Here is a 16,161-nt window from a genome sequence, read left to right on the forward strand (position 1 = left end):
CTTAATGGATAGTTTTATGTTGAACGGTAGCTTGGCTAAAGTGAGAGTAAAATAGCATGGCGATAGTACGTAAATATTCGATGATCTCCTCTAAAGCGTGCTCCAAGCTCTCTTCATCATCATCTTCTTCATAGCCTAATTGGCAAATTTCTCGCAGATCAGCTAACGCTTCAACAATATCTTGTTGCTGTTCTTTTTGTAGATTTGGCTGCGCTAAACCTAGCCCTAATAGAAAATGATTACACCATTCACTTAATGATGAAATATTTTGATAGATATCATCTACTCCACCTAAATCCAGATCGAAGGTAAATTCTGTTAAATCAGATAAACTTTGATTTAGTGCTTTGTATAATTCAGCAATTTTGCTAATTAATTGCACTGGATAGGCATGATCTTCATTGGTAAATTTATATAGTAATGATTTCCAACTCTCGTCGCGAATACCACCGCAAATAAAGCCAGTTAATAATCCATGTAATTCCACACCATTTAAAGCGATTCCAGCTTGCTTTAGTTCATGGTTGAGCTGCTGTGCTGTAATTGTCATATCATTTTCCATTTGAATTTAAATCTGGACCATTCTAACACCAACCAGAATATCCACCAATAATCTATGACGAAACTTATTTGCTATGGCATAATACCAACATTTATCACATTAATAATTTTTGTCTAAAGAGGTTCTTGTATGTCTAAAAATATTGATTTGTATATTTTTGGTCAAAACCTACGTTTAAGTTGTCCTGAGGATCAACATCAGGCGCTAAGAGAAGCAGCAGATATCTTGGAAAAGAAAGTGTCTGAATTAAAAAGCCGTACAGGCATCATTCAACTTGATAAAGCATTAACGATTGTGGGCTTAAATTTATGTCATGATTTAATCACCCAACAACAGCAAAACTCTGAACGAGAACATTTAATTAATAATAAAATTGAACAGATAGAACACTCTTTAAGCACTATTTTATCTAATATGCCTACAAACAAATAATTTATGATTTAGATTAAGAAAATAAACGCTCTAAACTAGGCAAATTAAGAAAATTAATGTACTATAAAACCATCCTGAGGTGTTCGACAATGGGTTACGTCCCTGAGCCGATACTGATATATATTAGAGTTGGTTATCTACAATCGGTGAGCATGCTTGATTTATCAAGAAGCCTAATGAATGTAAAACTGACTCCCTTGAACCGTAGGGTTCAAGGACCGACCACCCGTATCGGCACCTCGGGTCCTAATAAGAGATAATACTCTATGTCGATTATTTCCAGCCAATCTTCTTCTACTTTTCCTATTATTTCTTCAACTGATAAAGCTAACCAACGGCAACAATTACGGAAATTTATTCGTCAACAAAGATCTGCTCTTTCTGAACAGCAGCAACAAGATGCAGAGAAAAAGATAGTACAAGCTGTTCTCGACTTTTTACAGCCTCGTGCAGTAAAACATATTGCGTTATATCTTTCGTTCGATGGGGAAATTTCAACTAAACTTCTCATTCAGCAACTTTGGGAAAAGGGTTATCATCTTTATCTTCCTGTATTGCATCCATTTAGTCCTGGCAATCTACTTTTTCTTGCTTATACACCTGATACACCGTTACGGAAAAATAAATTCGCCATTGATGAACCTATTTTAGATGTAACCAAAGTATTACCTGCTGATCAGTTAGATATTATTTTTACACCCTTAGTCGCATTTGATCAGTATAAAAATCGCCTTGGTATGGGCGGTGGCTTTTATGACCGTACGTTAGAAAATTGGCAACAAAAAAATTTCCTTCCTGTTGGGCTTGCACATTGTTGCCAACACGTGCCAGAAATTCCTGCTGAAATTTGGGATATTCCTTTATTTGAGATTTTGGCGGTGTAATAAAATAAGTAATTTAGTAGAAATGATAAGGCTATACCCTAAAGTATAGCCTCTTTTATGATATGAATATTTATTCTGCTTTCGCTTGCGTTGGTTCAACTGTCGCACGATCAATCGCTGTATGATACCCCGCAGCGCCTTTGCCTCTAAAGGTATAGCGAGATCCTTTCCATTCAACAATATTCAACGCCATTGGTGTTAATTCACCTGCTTCCGCTAACGTCATATCTGCTTTGATATGTTCCACTACGGAGAAAGTGCCTAAACGTCCATTAAATTGATATGTCGATTGATACGGCTCAATCACTTTTTCTACCACAACCTCTGCCTCAACTGGGACAACTTGTTGTTCCACTACTTCGATCACAGTTTCAGTCACAGTGGTATTTTCGATACCTGCCGTTTCAACTTCTGGTTGTGTTTGTTCAGCTGTTTGAGCTAACAACGCTTGGTTTAAGCTACTATTCGGTTTAGATTTCGCTTCTTTACCGTTTGCTGCCATAGTTAATACTGGCTCTAACGGACGTGGATTCGCATCTTGACTCATTACCGCAGAAGTTACTGGAATTAAGGTTTCATTCGTATCTTGTTTTTGTTGTTCTAACATCTCATCAACAGATACAAAATTACTGTTCTTTTCCTTTTCCACTCTATTCACAAATGGCAGACAAATCTTACCACTTGCCAATTCTAGTGACGCTACTGCCATAAATAATGGCATTGGTGAAACAACCTCTTGTGAGTGACGACGTCTGCGATTATTCATCCGTAAATGACGCGGTAAACGACGTGAACGTCCTTCTTTTGGTTGTTTCTCTGATACAGGGGTTTCTTCTGTATCATGTGCTGTCACTACGGCTTCTGCATTCGCTTTTTCTGCTGAATTATCAGCAGATGTAACCTCTGATTTATCTTCAACCACTAATGCAGGAACAGGCGCTTTTTTCTCTTCAACAGCTACCGCCACTTCATTAGTCACTTCAGGAAGTGTTGCTGCTGCAATATCTTCACTCGTTGTTTTTTCAGCATCTGGTGTTGCTTCTAAACGCACTTTCTTACGTAAATCACGACGTTGGCGACGAGAGGCAACCTGTTGTTCTTTGCTATTTTCTTCATCATTTTTACGTGATGAAGCCACATTCAACTCATTAATTTCCTCAATAGCAGCCTTACGATTAGCCCGTTTAGTACGTTTTGCATTGTCCTCTTTATCAACACTAGCAACATTCTCTTTACGACGAGAATCTTCATTGCTACGTCTATCACGTTGGCGTTGATTCTCTTTATTATCACGACGAGAACGTTGTTTATTGTTATTACGCGAGTTATTACGTTTATTTTTCTCTTCGCTCTGTTCTTCAGCAAATAAGCCTTTAATCTTTTGCCAAATACGACCAAACAGAGAAACTTTTTCCTCTTCTTTGCGTTTCACTACTGGCGCTGGTGCCGGGATAGTAATTTCTACTGCTGCCACCTCTGGTTGCGCTGGTGTTGCTGTCGCTGTTGGTTCGATAGTACGGCTAATTAAAGACTCTTCGCCATCAAATTCATCTTGTAAATCGTGCAACTTACTTAAGTTGTAACTTAACGTATGATTATCCTCCCCATCACGTAAACGGAATACGGAGAAATGTGGTGTTTCCATTTGTTCATGCGGAACTACAATCACCTGCACATTATGGCGTTTTTCAATTTCAGTGATAGCGCGACGTTTCTCATTCAATAAGTATGTCGCAATCTTCACTGGTACAATAGTATGTACTTGTTTGGTGTTCTCTTTTAATGCCTCTTCTTCTAATAGACGAAGGATAGAAAGCGAGAGTGATTCATTATCACGAACCTTACCTGTTCCCTGACAACGTGGACAGATATGATGTGTTGATTCATTTAATGATGGACTCAAACGCTGACGTGACATTTCAAGAAGTCCAAAGCGCGAAATACGGCTAATTTGGATTCGAGCACGATCTTGGCGAACAGCATCACGAATTCGATTTTCGACTTCACGCTGATGACGTGCTGGGGTCATATCAATAAAGTCGATAACAATTAATCCACCAAGGTCACGTAAACGTAATTGACGAGCGATTTCATCTGCTGCCTCTAAGTTGGTATTTAATGCGGTTTCTTCAATATCACCGCCACGTGTTGAACGTGCTGAATTAATATCGATAGCTGTTAATGCTTCTGTAACATCAATAACGATAGAACCACCTGATGGTAATTGCACTTCACGTTGGAAAGCAGATTCAATTTGTGACTCAATTTGGAAATGACTAAATAAAGGCACTTCACCTTGATATAACTTCACTCGATTGATGAAATCAGGTCGAACTAATTTGATATGTTCTTTTACTTTATCGAATACTTTGCGACTATCAATTAAAATTTCGCCAATATCTCGACGCAAATAATCACGAATCGCACGAACAATCACATCACTTTCTTGGTGAATTAAGAAAGGTGCTGGACGAGATTCTGACGCTTTTTTAATTGCTTCCCAATGGTGTAGTAAAACGTGTAAATCCCATTGTAACTCTTCTGGTGAACGCCCTACACCTGCAGTACGGACAATTAACCCTACGCCATCTGGTACTTCTAATGAACCGAGAGCTTCTTTTAACTCTAAACGTTCATCGCCTTCAATACGACGAGAAATTCCGCCTGCACGTGGATTATTAGGCATTATCACTAAATAGCTACCCGCCAAAGAAACAAAAGTTGTTAATGCAGCACCTTTATTACCACGTTCCTCTTTGCTTACTTGAACAATAACTTCTTGTCCTTCTTGCAAAATATCACGGATATTTGGTCTGCCTTGATAAACATACCCTTCTGGGAAATATTCTCTGGCAATTTCTTTTAAAGGAAGGAAACCATGTCGTTCTGCACCATAATCAACGAATGCAGCTTCTAAACTTGGTTCAACTCGAGTGATTTTTCCTTTATAGATGTTGGCTTTCTTTTGTTCATGCCCTGGAGATTCAATATCGAGGTCAAACAAGCGTTGACCATCAACTAAAGCAACACGCAATTCTTCCTTTTGCGTGGCGTTAATTAACATTCTTTTCATCGTTATTTCTCTATTCTTGTTATAACTTTTATAAAAACGATGATAATACAAACACTTTAATTCTGTTGCTGCAATATGCCAATCTCCCGATTCTCACTATGCTAAAAGGCAACACAAATGCTCAAACTCGTTATGTTGATTGATTACTATTTGGTTGCATTGAACTAATTCTTTTGAATTTGCTTAATTTGTGTCCTGTATTAACATCTCTAAAATTGGTGTCTTACGCCCTATTGCTGCACCAAACATCAAATAAAAAAGCACTATCCTGTGAATAATAAAAAACAAAACGCTTTTCACGCATTTCACTCACAAAAAAATGCTCCTTATTATTCCATTTTATCGACGGTTTGCAAAGTTAAAGATAATAGATTTTCGGTCATTGCGAGTGAAAAAACTTTGTCAATTTTTCACAACTATTGATACTTAATGGTATGATATGCCGAATTTTTTAAGGTTAGAGAAATTATGAACAATTCTGAAGACAAAGTAATTAATGCGAATGTCCGTTTTATCACTATTGAAAGTGATGAAGATCAGCAACGTATCGATAACTATTTATTGGCAAAATTAAAAGGTGTGCCAAAAAGCCTTATTTATCGCATTATTCGCAAAGGTGAAGTCCGAGTGAATAAAGGTCGAGTCAAACCTGAATATAAATTACAAGCAGGTGATATTGTTCGGATTCCTCCAGTAAGAGTGAGTGAAAAAAGTAATACAGCGCCTATCTCAACAAAACTGAATAAAGTCAGTGAACTAGAACAACAAATTTTATTCGAAGATGATCAGCTATTAATTATTAATAAGCCTTCTGGTATTGCCGTACATGGTGGTAGCGGTTTAAGTTTTGGTGTAATTGAAGCGTTACGTGCTTTACGTCCCCAAGCTAAATTTTTAGAGTTAGTACACCGTTTAGATCGTGATACCTCTGGTATTCTCTTAGTTGCAAAAAAACGTTCTGCCTTACGCAGCCTACATGAACAACTACGTGATAAGACAATCCAAAAAGATTATTTAGCGTTAGTACGAGGTGAATGGCAATCGCACTGTAAATCTGTTAAAGCACCTTTATTAAAAAATGAGCTTTCGAGTGGCGAAAGAATTGTGAAAGTAAGTGAACAAGGAAAACCATCCGAAACACGATTTAGTGTCGAAGAACGTTTTAGTTTTGCTACATTAGTAAAAGCTTCGCCAATTACTGGTAGGACACATCAAATTCGTGTGCATACGCAATATGCTGGACATCCTATCGCGTTTGACAGCAAATATGGTAATAAAGAATTTGATCAGCAATTAGCCCCTTTTGGCGTTCACCGTCTATTCTTACACGCATTTTCAATTCGTTTTACTCATCCTAAAACTGGCGAAGAAATGCGAGTACAAGCTCCTTTAGATCAAGCTTGTAAGCAGTTATTAGCACAATTAAGATCAATGATTTATCCATAATAGATATTATATTAGAAGTTCTAAATATAAATAGATTTTAATAGCTGTTACTCTTAGCAAGAGTATGCGAAGAAAGATATTACATATTATGTACACATTTACTCCTTACTACTGTGCTAGACATTACAATAACTTAACTAAATAACTTATTAAATACTGTTAATAATAGCTTACTATATATGAAAATTTTTATGATTTAATACAAGAATCCATTTCTTGCTGAGATAAAATGAGAATTTTACTATCAGGAACTTCAATTCCCCAGTTGTCCCAACCTGTATAACTTCTTCTTGCAAAAAGTTCGATTTTTTGCTGTTGAGGAAACATTCTTGTTATTGCTTCTATAATATGATCTGGTTTTTCACTATGTTTACCTCTTTTCACTGATAATAATTGACGAACGTTTCTAACTCCTCTGGGAGTTGGTATCCGCCCTTTTTTAAAAACTAAAACAAATTCTGTTTGGGATAAAGTATAACGTCCTGGGTTATGAATTTGTTTGTCCCATACAAAAGCAACAGTTTTGTACTCAAATCCCCACGCTTCTCCTAATTCAATAGAATTGGCTAAATGTGGACCTGTTGTCCACATAAACAAAAGACAATCATCAGCCGATATTGAATTTACATCTAATTCTTTTAATTGTTTTAACTTCAAAGTTGGATATTGAAAATTTGCAGCACTTATAAAAACATTTTTTTCAAATCCAATATTTTCTGTTTTAATACTAGATTTATCATATTGCATTTTTCCACCATAATCCCATGGAGGATCAGCATATATCACATCATATCTTTTATTGGGTAATTCAGGATAAACATCATCCAACGGATTTATTTTTTTTCTATTTTTAGCATCGGGGTTATATTTTGAATAACCACTGATCTGCTTTTTCATTACTATATACTCCTATTTAAATTATTGTTACTTATAAACCGTTGGCTTAAATACAGTCAAAATATATCTTAATTTAAAAGGTGGTGCAACTATGATTACAGAAAAATTTGGGAATAGAGTACGAGAATTACGCCAACAGCGTAAGCTCAGCCAAGAAACTTTTGCTCTTAAAATTGATATGGATAGAACTTATTTTGCTTCAGTAGAAAGTGGAAAGAGAAATATATCTATCAATAATATCTACAAAATAGCTAATGGATTTGAACTATCACTAGAAGAACTATTTAAAGGAATAAAATAAAGGACAAAAAATGGCTACTCAAGAATTAAGAAAAAGAGCAAATTGGCAAACGAATAGTGGGCTAAAAGCATTGAAAACAGAAGAACTATTTCAACATGTTCTGCAATCATCATTAGATATAGTATACCCAGAAAAGTTTTTGGTAGATCGCCATCCAAAAGAATTTTCAGATATTTATTCTACTTACCCTTTACCTGAAGAAGAACTTAAGAAAATTTATAATATTGATGTTACAGAGAAAAAACGTAATGGATCAGCAAAATACCAATGGGGAATTTCAATGGATTTTGCCATCAGGAATTTAGAAAATGGAAAAATTTTATTTGGAGAAATAAAACGACAAGATGGATGGGTTGAAACAACCAATATGGCAGCAGGTCGCGGAAATGCACATGAACGAAGTTGTAAATATTTCACTCCTGGCTTAATGAGGATTATACGTAAAACAGGAGGCTTATCTGATGAAATTTTACCATTTTGGTTAGTTATTGTTGGGGATATAACAAGAGATCCTAGAAGAAATAGAGAAATTGCTTATTGGTTTCAAGAATATACAAAAAATTACTATATGTGGCGTAATACTAATGATATTGGCGAGTTACTTGATTTCTTTGAAAATAATTTATTACCTTATTTATTATAAGGTCCCTCCCTCCTTTATAAATACAAAATGCAGTCTTAATATTGATACATAATTTCCCCATTTTGTAGCTGAAATTTCGCCCCGTCTTGCCAATGTGGTTGTTGTAACTGTTCGGGCGTAATCGCGGTAATGATAACTTGTGATTGACTCTCTTTTAAACGTTGTGCCAATAATGCACGTTTATTTGGATCTAACTCTGAAGCAAAATCATCAATTAAAAAAATACAACGGCGCTGTTGCTGTTGCATTAAATGCTCCCCTTGTGCCAGACGTAAAGCACACATTAACAATTTTAATTGACCACGTGACAAAATATCTTCGGCAGGCAATCCATTTGCCTTAAATTTAAAATCAGCACGCTGTGGACCTGACATCGTATAACCAATCGCCTGATCACGCTGGAAATTAGTTTCAAGTATTTCAGCATAATCACTCTCTTTTGCCCACCCCTGATAAAACTGGGTATCAATTTCGACTTCAGGTAAAAAAAGCTGGCAAGTTGCATTAATTTCTGCCTTTAATGCATCTGCGTATTGTTGGCGCCATTGGCTAATTTGTAGGGCAATTTGATAGAGTTGTTGATCCCAAATTTTAATTTGCGCATAGTCATTTACTTGCTGTAACGCAGCATTGCGCTGTTTGAGTAAACGATTCATCATTGACCATAATTGATGAAACCCAGGCTCAAGATGAAACAATCCCCAGTCTAAAAATGCTCGTCGATAACTTGGACCGCCGTTAATTAAGGTTAATCCTTCTGGCGTAATTAATTGCATTGGTAATAGGTGAGCCAAATCGGAAATCTTATTACCATCTTCACCATTAATTCGGATGGTACTCTCACCTTGTCGAGTTTTTTGTAAACCAACTGACCAACTACTTTGCTGATCCTCAATTTTGGCAAATAAGGTAAAAGCAGGTTGCTCATATTGGATCACTCGCCCAATTACCGAACTTTTAAACGAACGTCCATGCCCAAGAAAATAGATCGCTTCCAGCAGGCTGGTCTTACCACTGCCATTATGACCAATTAAAAAATTAAAGCCTGAGTTTAATGTTAAACTCACGGCTTTAAGATTTCTAAAATGTTGAATATTTAATTGAGATAAAGCCATAACCACTATAAACGCATTGGCATAATCACATATTCAGCATTACTTTCTTCGCAATCTTCCATTAAACAACTTGAAGTTGCATCTGTTAAGCGAATACGTACTGACTTACATTTCAATGCATTTAATACATCTAAGATATAACTAACATTGAAACCAACCTCCATAGGTTCCCCTGTATAACTTACATCAATTACTTCTTCTGCTTCTTCTTGATCTGGGTTTTGCGCCAAAATCTTTAACTGATTCGCTTCAATAATCAAACGTACACCACGGAAACGTTCATTAGAAAGAATTGCTGCACGCACACACGCTTGTTTAAGTGAATTCCAATCCACTTCTAAAATACGATCCGCATTGCGAGGTAATACTCGGCGGTAATCAGGGAAACGCCCATCAATCAATTTAGAGGTGAAAATAACATTATTAAGATGTACTTGAATATTATTTTGCCCCATACGGATATGCGCATTATCACTGTTACTGTCTAATAAACGCATGAGTTCAATAACCCCTTTACGTGGCACAATAATCGCATAATCTGGTACATCTTGTGCTAATTGAATCCCACATACTGCTAAACGGTGCCCATCTGTTGCCACTGTACGCAACACATTACTTTCAGTTTCAAACTTCATTCCATTTAGGAAATAACGTGCATCCTGATTAGCCATTGAAAATTGTGTGGCTTCCATCACGCGACGCAATACCGATTGTTCAATGCTGAATTCAATATCTATATCTAATTGCGTTAAATTAGGGTAACTTTCCGCAGGTAAAGTGGCTAAATTAAATTTACTACGTTCTGCGGTTACTAATACGCGATCATTTTCATAATTCACCGTAATTTCTGCATCATCATTTAATGAACGGCAAATATCTAAAAATTTACGTGCAGGAATTGTAAAAACACCATCTTCACTTGCTGAAGTTAATTGCACAAAAGTAGATAACTCCACTTCTAGATCAGAGCCTGTAAGCGTTAAGCGATCACCTGTAATTTGTACCAAAATATTGTTTAATACTGGCAAAGATGGACGACTGCTTAAAACACCACATACTTGTTGTAAAGGTTTTAATAAATTTTCTCTTGCTACGATAAATTGCATAGGCCCACCTTAGGTTGATAATGTTCTGATCAAATTAGCATAATCTTCGCTAATGTTATTGTCTGACTCTCTTAATTCCGTAATCTTACGACAAGCGTGTAGAACTGTTGTATGGTCACGATCTCCGAATGCACGCCCTATTTCTGGCAAACTATGATTGGTTAACTCTTTTGATAATGCCATCGCCATTTGACGAGGACGCACAAACGAACGTGCTTTACTCTTTGATTTAAGATCGGACACTTTGATCCGATAACGTTCAGCGACCACCCGTTGAATATTATCTAAAGTCACTGAACGATCATGTACCGCTAACATATCTTTTAATGTTTCACGGACAAAATCGATTGTTATTGGCTGCCCAGTAAAGTTTGCATTTGCACTGACACGGTTTAATGCCCCTTCTAATTCACGTACATTAGTGCGTAACTTCTGACCAATAAAGAATGCTACTTCTTCTGGTAAGACAATATTACTTTCTTCGGCTTTCTTTAATAAAATCGCCACTCGAGTTTCTAACTCAGGTGGTTCAATCGCCACACTTAATCCCCAGTTAAAGCGAGATTTCAAACGTTCTTCTATCTTATCGATCTCTTTTGGATAACGATCAGATGTCAAAATAATCTGCCGTCCCCCTTCAAACAAACTGTTAAAGGTATGGAAAAACTCTTCCTGCGATCCTTCTTTGCCCGCAAAAAATTGAATATCGTCGATCAATAATGCATCTAAAGAGCGATAAAATTTCTTAAATTTCTCAATACTTTCGGTTTTTAACGCTTTTACCAATTCTTGTACAAAACGTTCTGAGTGGATATAAACTACTTTTGCATCTGGTTTATTTTTTAGAATGCCATTACCAATGGCGTGCAATAAGTGAGTTTTCCCTAAACCAGTTCCCCCATATAAAAACAGCGGGTTATAACCTTCATCACCAATTTTTTCTGCTACTTTTTGTGCAACAACACGTGCTAACTGGTTTGATTTCCCTTGCACAAAGTTATGAAATTCATACTTAGGATTTAAATTAGTTTTAATTTTAGTCGGTTGAATATTATTGGTTGTTTGAACAGCTTCTGCCATAGAAGCTTCTGCATTCTGGATCGAAGCTGTTTCTCTAACTGGGCGTGTTCCTTCACGTACACGTACACTATATTGAGGGTTGGCTGTTAAAAAATGCACAATTTCTTCAATTTGTGCTAAATATTTATCTTGTACCCAATCACGCACAAATCGATTCGGTGCATAAAGCACCATCGTTGTTTCTGAAATATCTGCTTGTAATGGACGAATCCAAGTACTGAAATCCAGCTGGCTAATTTTATCTTGCAGCTGTAACAGGCAACTTTGCCAAAGGGAAGATAATCTGTGCTGTTCCATAGGTATGTTAATTGTTATCTAAATTTATCAATGATCCATCTAAAACCGACCGATATCATACAATAAACTCGATTTAAGATCTTCTCAAAAGATCAATTTTTACAGAGCTTCTCTTCCCTTTCTTGATTAAGGCTGTATTTTCATTAATAAGAAACCAAGAAAAAGCGATTTTTTCTGTTTATCCATTTGACGAAAGGCAATTTTCTGATTAGAATTGCGTCCTCTTTTTATTGTAACTTTTTGTTTTAATATCACTGATGCTAACTCAAACCAATTGAGTTATCTCTTTTACCAATATTAAAACGTCAATTTATTAGGTAGATAAGAAAATGAAACGTACTTTCCAACCTTCAGTATTAAAACGTAGTCGTACTCACGGTTTCCGTGCGCGTATGGCAACTAAAAAAGGTCGTCAAGTTTTAGCTCGTCGTCGTGCTAAAGGTCGTGCACGTTTAAGTGCATAATCTGCTGATTACCGAGTGTCTAAGCTAGGATTTTCAAGGGAGTTACGTCTGTTAACTCCCGCTCAATTTAACTTCGTATTTCAACAACCATTCAGGGCTTCACTACCTGAAATTTCTATTATTGCTCGTCCTAATACCCTTCAACATCCTCGATTAGGTTTAACTGTTGCAAAAAAATATGTAAAACGTGCTAATCAACGAAATCGGATTAAACGTGTTTGTCGTGAGAGTTTTCGCTTACAACAACATCAATTACCGAATTACGACTTTATTATTATTGCACGTAAAGGGATTGGTGATTTAGATAATGCGTTGTTATATAAAGCGTTGGATAAATTATGGCAACGGCATCTACGTTTCTCAAAAAAATCTTAATTGGCTTTATTCGTTTTTATCAACTGGTGATTAGTCCTTTAATAGGACCTCGCTGTCGTTTCACCCCGACTTGTTCACAATATGGGATTGAAGCAATTCAGACACACGGAGTGATAAAAGGGGGTTGGCTAACTGTGAAGCGTATATTAAAATGTCATCCTTTTGGTTCATCAGGCTATGATCCTGTACCGCCACCTATTGATAATCATAAACCACAGAGAAAAAAATAATGGATTCAAGACGTAGTTTACTCGTAATTGCTTTGTTGTTTATCTCTTTTCTCATCTACCAACAATGGGAAATTGACAACAATCCACAACTCGCTCAACAAAACCAACAAGAACAAACACAAAGCCAAGCTGAACAACCATCAGCCTCAGCAAGTGTTATCCAAGATACTGCTGCAAACAATAATCAGCAAAGTCATCTTGTAACTATCGAAAATGATGTATTGCGCTTAAAAATTGATACCCTTGGTGGTGATATCGTTGAAGCTCAATTACTTAAATATGATGCTGAATTACATTCAGCTCAGCCATTTTCTTTGTTAAAAAATACGCCTGAGCTTGCCTATATCGCACAAAGTGGTTTAATCGGCGCTAATGGTAGCGATACTGTATCTGGTCGTGCAAACTATCAAGTTGAAGGTGACCATTTTGCACTTGCTGAAGGACAAAATGAAATTGCTGTACCATTTACCTTAGTTAAAGATGGGATTACTTATCGTAAAGTATTCACACTCTCTCGTGATAGCTATGATGTAAAAGTAAACTTTGAAGTAACTAATGCATCTGGTTCGCCAATTCAAGTACAACCTTATGCGCAACTTAAACATACTTTAGTTGAAAATACTGGTCACATTGCAATGCCTACCTATCTAGGTGGTGCTTATTCTTCATCAGAAACCAATTATAAAAAATATTCTTTTGATGATATGAAGAAAGAAAACCTAGCCGTTAAAACCAAACAAGGCTGGGCTGCAATGTTGCAACACTATTTCGTTTCTGCTTGGATTCCAAATCAAGATGCAGAAAACCAACTTTATAGTTCTACACAAGGCAATTTCGCTTATATCGGTTACCGTGGTCCAGTAACAACTATTGCAAATGGTGCTACTGACACAATTACAAGCCAACTTTGGGTAGGACCAAAACTTCAAGATCAAATGGAAAAAGTCGCTCCACATCTTGATTTAACCGTTGATTATGGTTGGGCTTGGTTTATTGCAAAACCATTATTCTGGCTCCTTCAATTTATCCAAAGTCTCGTACAAAACTGGGGTCTTGCTATTATTGGGGTAACTATCGTAGTTAAAGCGATTCTTTATCCTTTAACTAAGGCGCAATATACCTCTATGGCAAAAATGCGTATGTTACAACCAAAAATTCAGGAGTTACGTGAACGTTGTGGTGATGATAAACAACGCATGAGTAAAGAAATGATGGAATTATATAAAGCAGAAAAAGTAAATCCACTTGGTGGCTGCTTACCATTGTTACTGCAAATGCCAATCTTTATTGCATTATACTGGACATTCTTAGAAGCAGTTGAATTACGTCATGCACCATTCTTTGGCTGGATTCAAGACTTATCTGCACAAGATCCATATTATATTTTGCCATTGTTAATGGGTGCATCTATGTTCTTATTACAAAAAATGTCACCAACTCCAGTAGCGGATCCAATGCAACAAAAAGTAATGACCTTTATGCCAGTAATGTTTACTTTCTTCTTCTTATGGTTCCCATCAGGCTTAGTTCTTTACTGGTTGGTATCAAACCTCATTACTATTATTCAACAACAACTTATTTATCGAGGATTAGAAAAGAAAGGCTTACATTCTCGTAATAAATAAACGTAATGATTAAGGCATCTTTCGAGATGCCTTAAGTTTTTTATATTTCTTTTTTTGATTAACCAATATGATTCAAACAGAAACAATTGTCGCTCAAGCTACACCACCCGGCCGAGGTGGTATTGGAATTTTAAGGATTTCAGGGCCACTTACTACTGAAGTAGCGCAACAAGTTTTAGGAAAATGTCCTAAACCACGTGTAGCGGATTATTTACCATTCAAAGATATTGATGGCACCACCTTAGATCAAGGTATCGCACTGTTTTTTAAAGCACCACACTCTTTTACTGGTGAGGATGTTTTGGAATTACAAGGGCACGGTGGGCAAGTCATTTTAGATCTATTGTTAAAACGTATCTTACAAATTCATGGGGTTCGTTTAGCTCGTCCAGGGGAATTTTCAGAACAAGCTTTTTTAAATGATAAGATTGACTTAGCACAAGCAGAAGCTATTGCTGATTTAATTGATGCAAGTTCTGAACAGGCTGCACGCTCCGCATTAAAATCATTACAAGGCGAATTTTCGCATCAAATTCACCAGTTAGTCGATCAACTCATTTATTTACGTACTTATGTCGAAGCTGCGATTGATTTTCCTGATGAAGAAATTGATTTTCTCGCCGATGGAAAAATTGAATCTCTATTAAATCAAATCATTCAACAGGTTGATGCAGTACAAGCTCAAGCCAAACAAGGCTCCTTATTACGTGAAGGGATGAAAGTTGTAATTGCAGGCAGACCAAATGCAGGTAAATCAAGTCTTCTCAATGCATTAGCAGGTAGAGAAGCAGCCATTGTCACCGATATTGCCGGGACAACACGTGATGTATTACGTGAGCATATTCATTTAGATGGTATGCCATTACACATCATTGATACAGCTGGTTTACGTGCTGCAACCGATGAAGTAGAAAGAATTGGTATTGAGCGGGCATGGCAAGAGATCGAACAGGCCGATCGTGTGCTATTTATGCTAGATAGCACTACCACTAAAGAAACTTTACCTGAAAAAATTTGGCCAGACTTTATGTCAAAATTACCAAGTTCAATGCCAGTCACCATTATTCGTAATAAAGCCGATTTAAGTGGTGAACCTGAAGGTATTTCAGTTGAGAATGGCTATACCACAGTGACTCTATCAGCCAAAACCCAACAAGGAATTCAATTACTCAAAGATCATCTTAAGGAGAGTATTGGGTATCAGACGGTAACTGAAGGTGGTTTCTTAGCACGCCGCCGTCATTTAGAAGCGTTAAACCAAGCGGCCGAACACTTACAATTAGGGCATATTCAACTTACCCAATTTTATGCGGGTGAGTTGTTGGCAGAAGAATTAAAAATGGCACAAAATGCGTTAAGTGAGATCACGGGTGAATTTACTTCGGATGATTTACTTGGCAATATTTTTAGTTCTTTTTGTATTGGGAAATAATAGTGTAAGTGCGTAGTAGTCTTACTACGCACTCTCATCTGATAACTAAGCCTATTTATTAATATTTTGCTCTAATTATTATTTAGGTTTCGCCCTAAAGGGCGACTTCATTTTCTTTACTCGTGTAAAGAAAATGAAGCAAAAGAAACACGCCCTCGCACACTTGCTAATTCTCATTCCAATAAGATTTTCAGGCAAA

16 protein-coding genes and 1 other RNA gene are annotated in these 16,161 nt (G+C 36.7%); 11 read left to right on the forward strand and 6 right to left on the reverse strand.

Annotated features, from left to right (window positions below):
* Nucleotide 1: 1 nt before the first annotated feature.
* Nucleotides 2-550 carry a UPF0149 family protein gene (locus QV06_RS02775; RefSeq protein WP_065236846.1) on the reverse strand — a complete coding sequence of 183 codons (549 nt, stop codon included), beginning with the start codon at nucleotides 548-550 and terminating at the stop codon, nucleotides 2-4.
* A 141-nt stretch (nucleotides 551-691) separates the two neighbouring features.
* On the opposite strand from QV06_RS02775, the gene QV06_RS02780 reads away from it, so the two are divergent.
* From QV06_RS02780 to QV06_RS02790, 3 genes are all read left to right on the forward strand, one after another.
* Nucleotides 692-994, forward strand: coding sequence for a cell division protein ZapA (locus QV06_RS02780; protein WP_065233618.1), 303 nt, complete (start codon nucleotides 692-694; stop codon nucleotides 992-994).
* Nucleotides 995-1,062: 68 nt separating this feature from the next.
* A non-coding RNA gene (gene ssrS / locus QV06_RS02785) (6S RNA) lies at nucleotides 1,063-1,244 on the forward strand.
* A gap of 16 nt (nucleotides 1,245-1,260) precedes the next feature.
* Nucleotides 1,261-1,878, forward strand: coding sequence for a 5-formyltetrahydrofolate cyclo-ligase (locus QV06_RS02790; RefSeq protein WP_065236847.1), 618 nt, complete (start codon nucleotides 1,261-1,263; stop codon nucleotides 1,876-1,878).
* Nucleotides 1,879-1,948: 70 nt separating this feature from the next.
* On the opposite strand, the gene rne is transcribed toward QV06_RS02790, so the two are convergent.
* Nucleotides 1,949-4,951, reverse strand: coding sequence for a ribonuclease E (rne, locus tag QV06_RS02795; protein ID WP_065236848.1), 3,003 nt, complete (start codon nucleotides 4,949-4,951; stop codon nucleotides 1,949-1,951).
* 468 nt (nucleotides 4,952-5,419) lie between these two features.
* Here rne and rluC point away from each other — a divergent pair, with 468 nt between their 5' ends.
* A complete protein-coding gene (rluC, locus tag QV06_RS02800) occupies nucleotides 5,420-6,397 on the forward strand; it encodes a 23S rRNA pseudouridine(955/2504/2580) synthase RluC (protein ID WP_065236849.1) in 978 nt (325 codons plus the stop codon).
* 189 nt (nucleotides 6,398-6,586) lie between these two features.
* Here rluC and QV06_RS02805 read toward each other — a convergent pair whose 3' ends face one another.
* Nucleotides 6,587-7,294 carry an MT-A70 family methyltransferase gene (locus tag QV06_RS02805; RefSeq protein WP_065236850.1) on the reverse strand — a complete coding sequence of 236 codons (708 nt, stop codon included), beginning with the start codon at nucleotides 7,292-7,294 and terminating at the stop codon, nucleotides 6,587-6,589.
* Nucleotides 7,295-7,385: 91 nt separating this feature from the next.
* Here QV06_RS02805 and QV06_RS02810 point away from each other — a divergent pair, with 91 nt between their 5' ends.
* Complete coding sequence (locus QV06_RS02810; RefSeq protein ID WP_065236851.1) at nucleotides 7,386-7,595, forward strand: helix-turn-helix domain-containing protein; 210 nt, start codon at nucleotides 7,386-7,388, stop codon at nucleotides 7,593-7,595.
* Nucleotides 7,596-7,605: 10 nt separating this feature from the next.
* A complete protein-coding gene (locus QV06_RS02815) occupies nucleotides 7,606-8,238 on the forward strand; it encodes a MunI family type II restriction endonuclease (protein ID WP_065236852.1) in 633 nt (210 codons plus the stop codon).
* Between the two features lie 35 nt (nucleotides 8,239-8,273).
* Here QV06_RS02815 and recF read toward each other — a convergent pair whose 3' ends face one another.
* From recF to dnaA, 3 genes are read right to left on the reverse strand one after another with little or no spacing between them, the layout of a single operon-like run.
* On the reverse strand, nucleotides 8,274-9,353 hold the full coding sequence (gene recF, locus QV06_RS02820; protein WP_065236859.1) for a DNA replication/repair protein RecF: 1,080 nt from the start codon (nucleotides 9,351-9,353) through the stop codon (nucleotides 8,274-8,276).
* Between the two features lie 5 nt (nucleotides 9,354-9,358).
* Nucleotides 9,359-10,459, reverse strand: a complete 1,101-nt coding sequence (dnaN, locus tag QV06_RS02825) for a DNA polymerase III subunit beta (RefSeq protein WP_065236853.1) — start codon at nucleotides 10,457-10,459, stop codon at nucleotides 9,359-9,361.
* 9 nt (nucleotides 10,460-10,468) lie between these two features.
* Nucleotides 10,469-11,836 carry a chromosomal replication initiator protein DnaA gene (dnaA, locus tag QV06_RS02830; protein ID WP_065233623.1) on the reverse strand — a complete coding sequence of 456 codons (1,368 nt, stop codon included), beginning with the start codon at nucleotides 11,834-11,836 and terminating at the stop codon, nucleotides 10,469-10,471.
* A gap of 329 nt (nucleotides 11,837-12,165) precedes the next feature.
* Between dnaA and rpmH the strand changes: the two genes are divergently transcribed.
* The 5 genes from rpmH (at nucleotide 12,166) to mnmE (ending at nucleotide 15,962) form a co-directional block, all read left to right on the forward strand.
* A complete protein-coding gene (gene rpmH, locus QV06_RS02835; protein ID WP_013745661.1) occupies nucleotides 12,166-12,300 on the forward strand; it encodes a 50S ribosomal protein L34 in 135 nt (44 codons plus the stop codon).
* A gap of 15 nt (nucleotides 12,301-12,315) precedes the next feature.
* The gene (rnpA, locus tag QV06_RS02840; RefSeq protein ID WP_065236854.1) at nucleotides 12,316-12,675 is read left to right on the forward strand and encodes a ribonuclease P protein component; all 360 of its coding nucleotides are present in this window, start codon (nucleotides 12,316-12,318) and stop codon (nucleotides 12,673-12,675) included.
* Nucleotides 12,639-12,905 (forward strand): membrane protein insertion efficiency factor YidD, encoded by a 267-nt coding sequence (gene yidD, locus QV06_RS02845; protein ID WP_065233625.1) that lies wholly within the window; start codon nucleotides 12,639-12,641, stop codon nucleotides 12,903-12,905. Before rnpA ends, yidD begins: the two co-directional genes overlap by 37 nt.
* Nucleotides 12,905-14,530, forward strand: a complete 1,626-nt coding sequence (gene yidC / locus QV06_RS02850; protein WP_065236855.1) for a membrane protein insertase YidC — start codon at nucleotides 12,905-12,907, stop codon at nucleotides 14,528-14,530. The genes yidD and yidC overlap by 1 nt, the downstream gene beginning before the upstream one ends.
* A 67-nt stretch (nucleotides 14,531-14,597) precedes the next feature.
* Entirely contained in the window at nucleotides 14,598-15,962 is a 1,365-nt protein-coding gene (gene mnmE / locus QV06_RS02855) for a tRNA uridine-5-carboxymethylaminomethyl(34) synthesis GTPase MnmE (protein WP_065236856.1), read from the forward strand.
* Nucleotides 15,963-16,161: the final 199 nt, after the last annotated feature.

Source organism: Gallibacterium genomosp. 3 (genome assembly GCF_001678475.1).
Classification (GTDB): Bacteria; Pseudomonadota; Gammaproteobacteria; order Enterobacterales; family Pasteurellaceae; genus Gallibacterium; species Gallibacterium faecale.

Coding starts and splice junctions, on each gene's coding strand:
- rne (WP_065236848.1), bottom strand. CDS start 4,951: ATGAAAAGAATGTTAATTAACGCCACGCAAAAGGAAGAATTGCGTGTT.
- yidD (WP_065233625.1), top strand. CDS start 12,639: ATGGCAACGGCATCTACGTTTCTCAAAAAAATCTTAATTGGCTTTATT.
- QV06_RS02805 (WP_065236850.1), bottom strand. CDS start 7,294: ATGAAAAAGCAGATCAGTGGTTATTCAAAATATAACCCCGATGCTAAA.
- QV06_RS02775 (WP_065236846.1), bottom strand. CDS start 550: ATGACAATTACAGCACAGCAGCTCAACCATGAACTAAAGCAAGCTGGA.
- QV06_RS02810 (WP_065236851.1), top strand. CDS start 7,386: ATGATTACAGAAAAATTTGGGAATAGAGTACGAGAATTACGCCAACAG.
- QV06_RS02780 (WP_065233618.1), top strand. CDS start 692: ATGTCTAAAAATATTGATTTGTATATTTTTGGTCAAAACCTACGTTTA.
- mnmE (WP_065236856.1), top strand. CDS start 14,598: ATGATTCAAACAGAAACAATTGTCGCTCAAGCTACACCACCCGGCCGA.
- recF (WP_065236859.1), bottom strand. CDS start 9,353: ATGGCTTTATCTCAATTAAATATTCAACATTTTAGAAATCTTAAAGCC.
- rpmH (WP_013745661.1), top strand. CDS start 12,166: ATGAAACGTACTTTCCAACCTTCAGTATTAAAACGTAGTCGTACTCAC.
- QV06_RS02815 (WP_065236852.1), top strand. CDS start 7,606: ATGGCTACTCAAGAATTAAGAAAAAGAGCAAATTGGCAAACGAATAGT.
- rluC (WP_065236849.1), top strand. CDS start 5,420: ATGAACAATTCTGAAGACAAAGTAATTAATGCGAATGTCCGTTTTATC.
- dnaA (WP_065233623.1), bottom strand. CDS start 11,836: ATGGAACAGCACAGATTATCTTCCCTTTGGCAAAGTTGCCTGTTACAG.
- yidC (WP_065236855.1), top strand. CDS start 12,905: ATGGATTCAAGACGTAGTTTACTCGTAATTGCTTTGTTGTTTATCTCT.
- dnaN (WP_065236853.1), bottom strand. CDS start 10,459: ATGCAATTTATCGTAGCAAGAGAAAATTTATTAAAACCTTTACAACAA.
- QV06_RS02790 (WP_065236847.1), top strand. CDS start 1,261: ATGTCGATTATTTCCAGCCAATCTTCTTCTACTTTTCCTATTATTTCT.